The organism is Haemophilus haemolyticus (assembly GCF_003490935.1).
Lineage (GTDB): Bacteria > Pseudomonadota > Gammaproteobacteria > Enterobacterales > Pasteurellaceae > Haemophilus > Haemophilus haemolyticus_M.
Genome location: NZ_QQGD01000003.1, coordinates 356,890 through 365,085, shown reverse-complemented (window position 1 = coordinate 365,085; position 8,196 = coordinate 356,890). Strand labels below are relative to the sequence as shown.

The 8,196-nt window shown below is 38.3% G+C and carries 6 protein-coding genes; 2 read left to right on the top strand and 4 right to left on the bottom strand.

Annotated elements, in window-relative coordinates; all coding sequences use genetic code 11:
• From DV417_RS05995 to rlmE, 3 genes are all read right to left on the bottom strand, one after another.
• Positions 1 to 2,857: pertactin-like passenger domain-containing protein (locus DV417_RS05995; RefSeq protein ID WP_204628265.1), on the bottom strand; the 2,857-nt coding region annotated here is incomplete at its 3' end.
• A gap of 171 nt (positions 2,858 to 3,028) precedes the next feature.
• Positions 3,029 to 4,921 (bottom strand): ATP-dependent zinc metalloprotease FtsH, encoded by a 1,893-nt coding sequence (ftsH, locus tag DV417_RS05990; protein ID WP_048952575.1) that lies wholly within the window; start codon positions 4,919 to 4,921, stop codon positions 3,029 to 3,031.
• A gap of 89 nt (positions 4,922 to 5,010) precedes the next feature.
• Positions 5,011 to 5,640 (bottom strand): 23S rRNA (uridine(2552)-2'-O)-methyltransferase RlmE, encoded by a 630-nt coding sequence (gene rlmE, locus DV417_RS05985; protein ID WP_005637911.1) that lies wholly within the window; start codon positions 5,638 to 5,640, stop codon positions 5,011 to 5,013.
• Between the two features lie 126 nt (positions 5,641 to 5,766).
• On the opposite strand from rlmE, the gene yhbY reads away from it, so the two are divergent.
• Positions 5,767 to 6,066: a ribosome assembly RNA-binding protein YhbY gene (gene yhbY, locus DV417_RS05980; protein ID WP_118879066.1), complete on the top strand. Its 300-nt coding sequence runs from the start codon at positions 5,767 to 5,769 to the stop codon at positions 6,064 to 6,066.
• Between the two features lie 39 nt (positions 6,067 to 6,105).
• On the opposite strand, the gene greA is transcribed toward yhbY, so the two are convergent.
• Positions 6,106 to 6,582, bottom strand: a complete 477-nt coding sequence (gene greA / locus DV417_RS05975; RefSeq protein ID WP_118879065.1) for a transcription elongation factor GreA — start codon at positions 6,580 to 6,582, stop codon at positions 6,106 to 6,108.
• A gap of 163 nt (positions 6,583 to 6,745) precedes the next feature.
• Here greA and dacB point away from each other — a divergent pair, with 163 nt between their 5' ends.
• Positions 6,746 to 8,185 (top strand): serine-type D-Ala-D-Ala carboxypeptidase, encoded by a 1,440-nt coding sequence (dacB, locus tag DV417_RS05970; RefSeq protein ID WP_118879064.1) that lies wholly within the window; start codon positions 6,746 to 6,748, stop codon positions 8,183 to 8,185.
• The last annotated feature ends 11 nt before the right edge of the window (positions 8,186 to 8,196 follow it).

The window sequence follows — 8,196 nt, the reverse complement described above, 5'->3', positions numbered from 1 at the left end:
CTTTAATTCCCCAATAATGAGTATTAAAACTACCGATGGTGTCATTGGCAAAACTTGTATATTTTCCATTAACATGTTTAATCCAAGCATTATGAGGTTTTAAATCTGTTTTATCAAAATGGATTTCCCCAAGTCGCTGAACTAATGTTTCTGTATTTAATAAGTTAATTTGATAGATTGTGTTACTAAAACTTAGGCTACTTTCTGCCCCTGGCGTCAATTTGCCCTTACCATCGTCCTCATAAGGGAATAGATACCAGTTATTTACATTCGCATCATTAATAGAAACAACCTTCGAATCCGTAGGTCTACCTAATGTATATAAGTACGCCCCTTTTTCAATGACAGCTTTCGCATTGTTAGGTTTTGTATCATCCGTAGGAACTGGCACGTTATTTGATTCATTTCGCAAGGAGAATACAGCTGTATGGTCTTCTTCTTTCCCTAAACTCTCCACAAGTTTAAGCACTTCTGTGCCTGTAGATTTTGAATCTGCCATATTGCGGAAATAAATACCATGTTCCCCTTCACTACTATGTTTAATTCGTAATAAGTCAGTCTTTCCAGAGCTTACATTACCACCCATATGTAGTGTACCATTAGAACCTGTGATACTATCCAACGTCAATGTTAAAGGAACTTCTGTATCGCCGAATCTTACTTCCCCTGCATTGGATAAGGCGAGAGTACTTATCTTGGAATCATCAGTCATTTCCCAATAACTGGAGTTATCAACTTTCATATGAATGTTACCGGAATCATTATGATCAGCTTTACCAATTACATAGGAGTCCTTTGTTAATAGGTTTAGATTCACAGTGCCTTTGTTAGCTGTAAAAACATTGCCTAAAATCGTTGTGGTATCTTTTCCTGAAACAGTAATAGTCGTGTTCGCCCCTGACGATACAAGAGCTGGATCTGTTGGGTTCTCATCAATAGCTAATTTCTTGTTGAAAGTAATAGTATTCGATGACGTGTCACTCGTACCTTCGCCATCCGTTTTTGCCAACACAGCTATTTTAGATTGTCCATTACCGCGCATAGTGATAGATACATCACCATTGAAGGTGGTATTCGTTTTATTATTAGGATCGGAGTGTATTTGGGAAATACCAGTACCAGATTTGTCTGTTTCTACCCTAATTGCCAATGTAGAATAGGCATCAGATGAAAGTGTTGTACCATTGCCTGTGTTAGCTTTATCTTTCTCAATACGAATACCGTATCCATTGGCAACCGCCTCTGTATGAATTTGATTATCGCCTGACCAATGAATGGAACTTTCACCTGATCCATCCGTATCTGAACTCAATAGATTAATGCCATACGCATAACTACCTTTAGTATCGATTTTTGTACCAGCTACATCGATATGCGTTATACCTTTATTTTCATCTCTAACATCTATACTACGAGCTCCAAAGTTAGACGCTGTCTTAACATGACTATCATGTAATCGCAAGGTATTTTCCCCATCGACAGCACTGGACTTCATGCCAAATACCCATGGTCTACCAGTAGAAATGGACTCTGTTGTAACCGTTGTATGATCTAATGCTAATAGGTTTTTCCCTTTACCTATGTTACTGTATTCTTCTCCACTCTCATCATTAATACTAGCGGATACATCTATACCATATACGTAATCTTTCCCTGTCGTAGAAATACTATTTTTTGCTCCAGCTAGAGTCAATCGGTTTTCACCATTTGAATCTGCATTCATATACACACCCCAGGTAGTACCACTAGATGTTTTAGTTATGAAATCAGTATTTCCCTTGAAAGTGAACACGCTAAGTCCATGGTTTCGAGTATCTGTATTGATCTGAAACATATTATTGGTATTAGCCGTCGATTCATTTACAATGGTAGATTTAAAACTCTTATCTTCCTTTGCCTCTACATGAACACCCCCATGATAATTCGTGTTTGCTAAGAATTTCATACCTGTATTGGTATTTCCAGACATAGTACTTGTTACATTTCCATCGAAGGTAATGGTAGATGCACCTTGTTCTGGATCGATACTATCCCTTGTGGAAACTGTACGATATCGATTTTCTCCGTTATTTTCAATCCGAAAAGCGGCAATATCTAAATTATCGGTGGTAGACTCTGTATTCATCGTTAGATCATCATGAAAGTGTACATGACTTTCTCCACCTTGATTGGTTTGGTTAAAAAAGAGGTTTACTCGTTTTTCATAAAATTTTAAGTTCCCAGGATTTACTGTTTGAATACGAGAATCCAGATTTACTTTTTTAAGAAAGTTCACTGTAGATACTGGTTTTGTAACATAACTACCTGTTCCCTCTCCTACCACTTTTACAACACTATAAATTGGATAGTATCTACCATTATATCGTGCATGTGTTCTGATATTGAAATCAGTATTAGCATCCAAGTTTAATATCGTTTCAGACCGATCTACTAATTTTCCATTCGAATTATATACATGAATGCCATCTTGCCAATCAATCGGAGTTCCATCGTCTACATGAATGAAATGAATCGTCCCATCCGATGCTATTGTCGTTTCCGTAGTCGGTTTTGTTCGAATGTCATTGGCAGCAGTCATATTTCGATTTGTGATAATTTCATTAACTGTACTACCACTTATATACTTAGTTTTCGTCCCCAAGATAGTGCCATCAGCATAATTATAATCATACTTAATTTTTGTAGCGCTATTTTCAGTAATGGTGCCCCCATTCTTAGCTAATTTCTCACCGAGGGAAATCGTATCTATCGTTTTCCAATCATTCTTTGTATCTATATTATTAGGCGTGTATTCCTCGGCATGGCTCACCAATGATGTGAACATAAATGAATACAGTAATATATTTGTATTTTTCATAATATGATTCTCTCTTGAATAAATTGACTAAACTTGACTGTAAACAACTACCTCTCAAAAATTGCATTCAAGCAAACCGCCAGTACTATACCCCCAAATAATTATCATTGAAATAAATTTCGGATATAACAAAGCCTTTCCGAAGAAAGGCCTTGTTGATTAGAGAGTTGATTAGGAATTAGAATCTACCGAATTTTCACCCGCACTTTGAACATTATTGCTATTTGCATAAGCAGCTTGCCCAGTGTGCTCTTCCCATCCTGATGGCGGAGTGACTGGTTCACGATTCATCAATTGTTTGATTTGTTCTTCTTCAATGGTTTCATATTTAACTAATGCATCTTTCATCGCATGAAGAATATCCATATTATCAGTCAAAATCTGTCTTGCTCTCGCATAGTTACGATTTACAATTGCACGAACTTCTTCATCAATCGCATGAGCCGTTTCATCTGACATATGTTTTGCCTTCGCCATTGAACGACCTAAGAAAACCTCGCCCTCATCTTCCGTATAAAGAATCGGACCTAATTTGTCAGAGAATCCCCATTGCGTCACCATATTACGCGCGATATTAGTCGCTACTTTAATATCATTTGATGCACCCGTTGAGATATTTTCTTCACCATAAATTAAATCTTCTGCCAAACGACCCGCATACAAGGTAGAAAGCTTACTTTCTAATTGTTTTTGGCTAATACTAATTTGATCACCTTCAGGCAAGAAGAATGTCACACCCAACGCACGGCCACGAGGAATAATAGTCACTTTGTGTACAGGATCATGCTCAGGTACTAAATAACCCACAATCGCATGACCAGCTTCATGATAAGCAGTCGACTCTTTTTGCTTATCTGTCATAATCATGGTACGACGCTCTGGCCCCATATTGATCTTATCTTTCGCTTTTTCAAATTCAAGCATGGTGACCATACGTTTATTCACTCGAGCAGCAAACAAAGCCGCCTCATTCACTAAGTTTGCTAAATCTGCACCAGAATAACCCGGCGTACCACGCGCTAATGTCATTGCATCAACATCTTGCGCTACAGGCACTTTACGCATATGTACTTTTAAGATTTGCTCACGACCTTTCACATCAGGCAAACCAACAACAACTTGTCGGTCAAAACGGCCTGGACGCGTTAAAGCTGGGTCAAGCACATCTGGGCGGTTAGTCGCTGCAATAACAATTACTCCATCATTACCGCTAAATCCATCCATTTCAACTAGCATTTGGTTTAAGGTTTGTTCACGTTCATCATGTCCACCACCTAAACCCGCACCGCGTTGACGCCCCACAGCATCGATTTCATCAATAAAGATTAAGCAAGGTGCATTTTTCTTAGCCTGTTCAAACATATCACGTACACGAGATGCCCCAACACCCACAAACATTTCTACGAAATCAGAACCAGAAATAGTGAAGAATGGAACTTTTGCTTCCCCTGCGATAGCACGAGCCAATAAGGTTTTACCAGTACCTGGAGGTCCTACCATCAAGATACCTTTTGGAATTTTACCACCCAAGTTTTGGAATTTATTCGGATCACGCAAGAAATCAACGATTTCGCCCACTTCTTCTTTTGCTTCATCGCAACCAGCAACATCCGCAAAAGTAACCTTAATCTGATCTTGATTCAGCATTTTTGCGCGGCTTTTACCAAAGCTCATCGCTTTGCCACCACCGCCTTGCATTTGGCGCATAAAGAATACCCATACACCAACAAGGAATAACATTGGGAACCAAGAAATTAAAATTTGGGATAAGAAACCACGTTTTTCAAATGGCGTACCTTCCACTTTGACTTTTTTGCTTAACAAATCATCAAGCAATTTTTTGTCTTCAAGTGGTGGCATTACGGTTGAATATTTAGAACCATCGGTTTTCGTTACCGTAATTTCATTGGCATCAAAACGTGCTTCTGTCACTTGTCCGTTGCTTACATCGTAAACAAAGGTTGTATAATCAGTAGAATTATCTACCGAAGAGGAATTAAAACTCTGGTATGCTGTCATCATAATGACCGCCACTACCACCCAAAGCACCAGATTTTTGACCATATCGTTCAAAGTCTAACCTACCTTTCCTAAGTTAAAAGATTTTTTACAAGATACTACACATCATTAGCGATGAAAAGCTATCAAAGCAATTAGCCTTTATAGCCTGTCGCCACAATATATACTTCACGAGAGCGTCCGCGTGATGCTTCAGGCTTACGCACTTTCACCACATTAAATAAAGAACGAATTTCTCTTAAATATTCATCAAAGCCTTCACCTTGGAAAACTTTAACAACAAAGCTTCCTTTGGTTGCCAAGACCTGTTTACACATATCTAAAGCAAGCTCGACCAAATACATTGCGCGAGGAATATCCACTGATGGCATTCCACTAAAATTGGGTGCCATATCAGACATCACAACATCAACTTTATCTTCGCCTACGCGCGCTAATAAAGCATTCAAAACATTTTCATCACGGAAATCGCCTTGTAGAAAATCAACACCTACAATGGGATCCATTTCCAAAATATCACAAGCAATTACACGACCTTTGCCACCAATTTGCCCCACCACATATTGCGACCAACCGCCAGGTGCAGCACCGAGATCGACCACGGTCATTCCTTGTTTAAATAATTTATCCGTTTGCTGAATTTCATCAATCTTAAAATAAGCGCGTGAACGTAACTTTTGCTTATGCGCTTTTTGCACAAATTGATCACTAAAATGTTCATTTAGCCAGCGAGAAGAACTCGCTGAACGTTTTTTCTTTCCCATAATCTTCTATTTTTGGTAGTAGTTTTGCTTATATTTGGTTACAATCTGCCGAATTCAAGCCGAGGCTGATTGAAATCAGTGAAAAACATTGAGAAAATCAACTGCTCTTTTTAATTAGGAATCCTTATGACAACCTTATCAACCAAACAAAAACAATTTTTAAAAGGTCTTGCGCACCATCTTAACCCAGTAGTTATGCTTGGTGGAAATGGCTTAACCGAAGGCGTACTGGCTGAAATTGAAAATGCACTTAATCATCACGAACTCATTAAAGTAAAAGTTTCTGGTGCAGATCGCGAAACAAAACAACTTATTATCGATGCTATTGTGCGTGAAACCAAAGCAGCACAAGTACAAACTATCGGGCATATTTTGGTGCTTTATCGCCCAAGCGAAGAAGTAAAAATTCAGCTTCCACGCAAATAACAACAAAAGTGCGGTCATTTTTAACCGCACTTTTTTTATTTAAATATAATTCACTTCAATAATATCAAACTCAACGACACCACCAGGCGTTGTAATATTAACGGTATCATCTAATTCTTTACCAATTAAACCTCGCGCAATGGGAGAATTAACCGAAATCAAACCCGATTTAATGTCCGCTTCATCATCGCCTACAATGCGATAAGTGACTTCTTCATCTGTATCAGTATTTACAAGCACAACCGTTGCACCAAAAATGACTTTACCGTTATTTGGCATTTTTGTGACATCAATAATTTGAGCATTACCAAGTTTACCTTCAATCTCTTGAATACGGCCTTCGCAAAAACCTTGTTGCTCACGAGCTGCATGATATTCTGCATTTTCTTTTAAATCACCGTGCTCGCGGGCTTCTGCTATCGCTTTAATAATTTCAGGACGACGTACATTTTTTAAGAAATCCAATTCTTTACGTAATTGTTCTGCGCCACGCACAGTCATTGGAATTTGTTGCATTGTTTTTCCTTTTACTAAATAAAACAAAAACCACGGCAAAATCCTAAAATCTTGCCGCAGTATTATTAAAAATAAACTTGAAATGAGAAAATGATTTACTCAATTTCATTCGGGGCTTATTATTGTTCGTCTAAAAAAAAATAGCAACCATAACAAACCTAATATGAAAAAATTATCTTCAATTTCCACCGCACTTGGATCCTTTTTACTTTCCGTAAGCTTTAGCCTTCCAACCTTCGCAAACATTAATGTTTCAGACTTAACACAACAATTACCTGAAGGCTCTAGCGTAGGTTTCATCGCAAAAAATATAAATCAAAACCAAATTATCGCGGATTATAATGGCTCAACCTTTATGCTTCCTGCAAGTACACAAAAAGTTTTTACAGCTGTTGCTGCTAAACTTGCATTAGGCGATCAATTCCAATTTGAAACCGCTCTTTTGAGTAATGGGAAAATTCAAAATGGGAATTTAGAGGGTCACTTAATCGTGCGTTTCACTGGTGATCCAGATCTCACAAGTGGCCAACTTTATACCTTACTTGCAGAATTAAAAAAACAAGGTATCAAAAAAATTAATGGCGATTTAATATTAGATACCTCTGTTTTTTCGAGTCACGACCGAGGATTAGGTTGGATTTGGAACGATCTGACCATGTGTTTCAACTCTCCCCCGTCCGCTGCGAATATTGATAACAACTGTTTTTATGCGGAACTCGATGCCAATCAAAATCCAGGTGAAACAGTAAAAATCAATGTGCCTGCACAATTTCCAATTCAAGTGTTCGGACAAGTCTATGTAGCGGATAGCAATGAAGCGCCTTATTGTCAGCTCGATGTTGTTGTACACGACAATAATCGCTATCAAGTAAAAGGATGTTTAGCGCGTCAATCTAAACCTTTTGGCTTAAGCTTTGCCGTGCAGGATACGGATGCTTATGCTGCCGCGATTATTCAACGTCAATTAAGACAATTAGGTATTGAGTTCAATGGTAAAGTCATGTTGCCCCCAAAACCACAGCAAGGTCAGCTATTAGCAAAACATTTATCCAAACCATTACCGGATTTATTGAAAAAAATGATGAAAAAATCGGATAACCAAATTGCCGATTCATTATTCCGAGCGGTGGCATTCAATTACTATAAACGCCCGGCATCCTTTCAATTAGGAACATTAGCGATTAAATCCATATTACAAAAACAGGGAATTCGTTTTGGCAACAGCATTTTAGCTGATGGTTCAGGTCTGTCTCGCCATAATCTTGTAGCACCTAAAACGATGCTATCCGTTTTAGAGTACATCGCTAAAAACGAAGATAAATTGCATTTAATGGAAACTTTTCCAATCGCCGGTGTAGATGGCACGATCAGTGGGCGAGGTGGATTAATTAGCCCGCCATTAGTCAAAAATGTTATTGCTAAAACTGGTTCTTTGAAAGGGGTTTATAACCTAGCAGGCTTTATGACAAATGCTCGAGGGGAAAAAGTAGCCTTTGTACAATTTATTAATGGCTACTCAACAGGCGATTTGGAAAGCAAAACCAAACGAGCACCATTAGTTCAATTTGAGAGTGGCTTATACAACGAAATCTATAAATATTGATAAAACCTTCT

What these genes read in the sequence shown, in the direction of transcription:
- greA (WP_118879065.1), bottom strand. Translation starts at nt 6,582, where the DNA reads ATGCAACAAATTCCAATGACTGTGCGTGGCGCAGAACAATTACGTAAA.
- ftsH (WP_048952575.1), bottom strand. Translation starts at nt 4,921, where the DNA reads ATGGTCAAAAATCTGGTGCTTTGGGTGGTAGTGGCGGTCATTATGATG.
- dacB (WP_118879064.1), top strand. Translation starts at nt 6,746, where the DNA reads ATGAAAAAATTATCTTCAATTTCCACCGCACTTGGATCCTTTTTACTT.
- yhbY (WP_118879066.1), top strand. Translation starts at nt 5,767, where the DNA reads ATGACAACCTTATCAACCAAACAAAAACAATTTTTAAAAGGTCTTGCG.
- rlmE (WP_005637911.1), bottom strand. Translation starts at nt 5,640, where the DNA reads ATGGGAAAGAAAAAACGTTCAGCGAGTTCTTCTCGCTGGCTAAATGAA.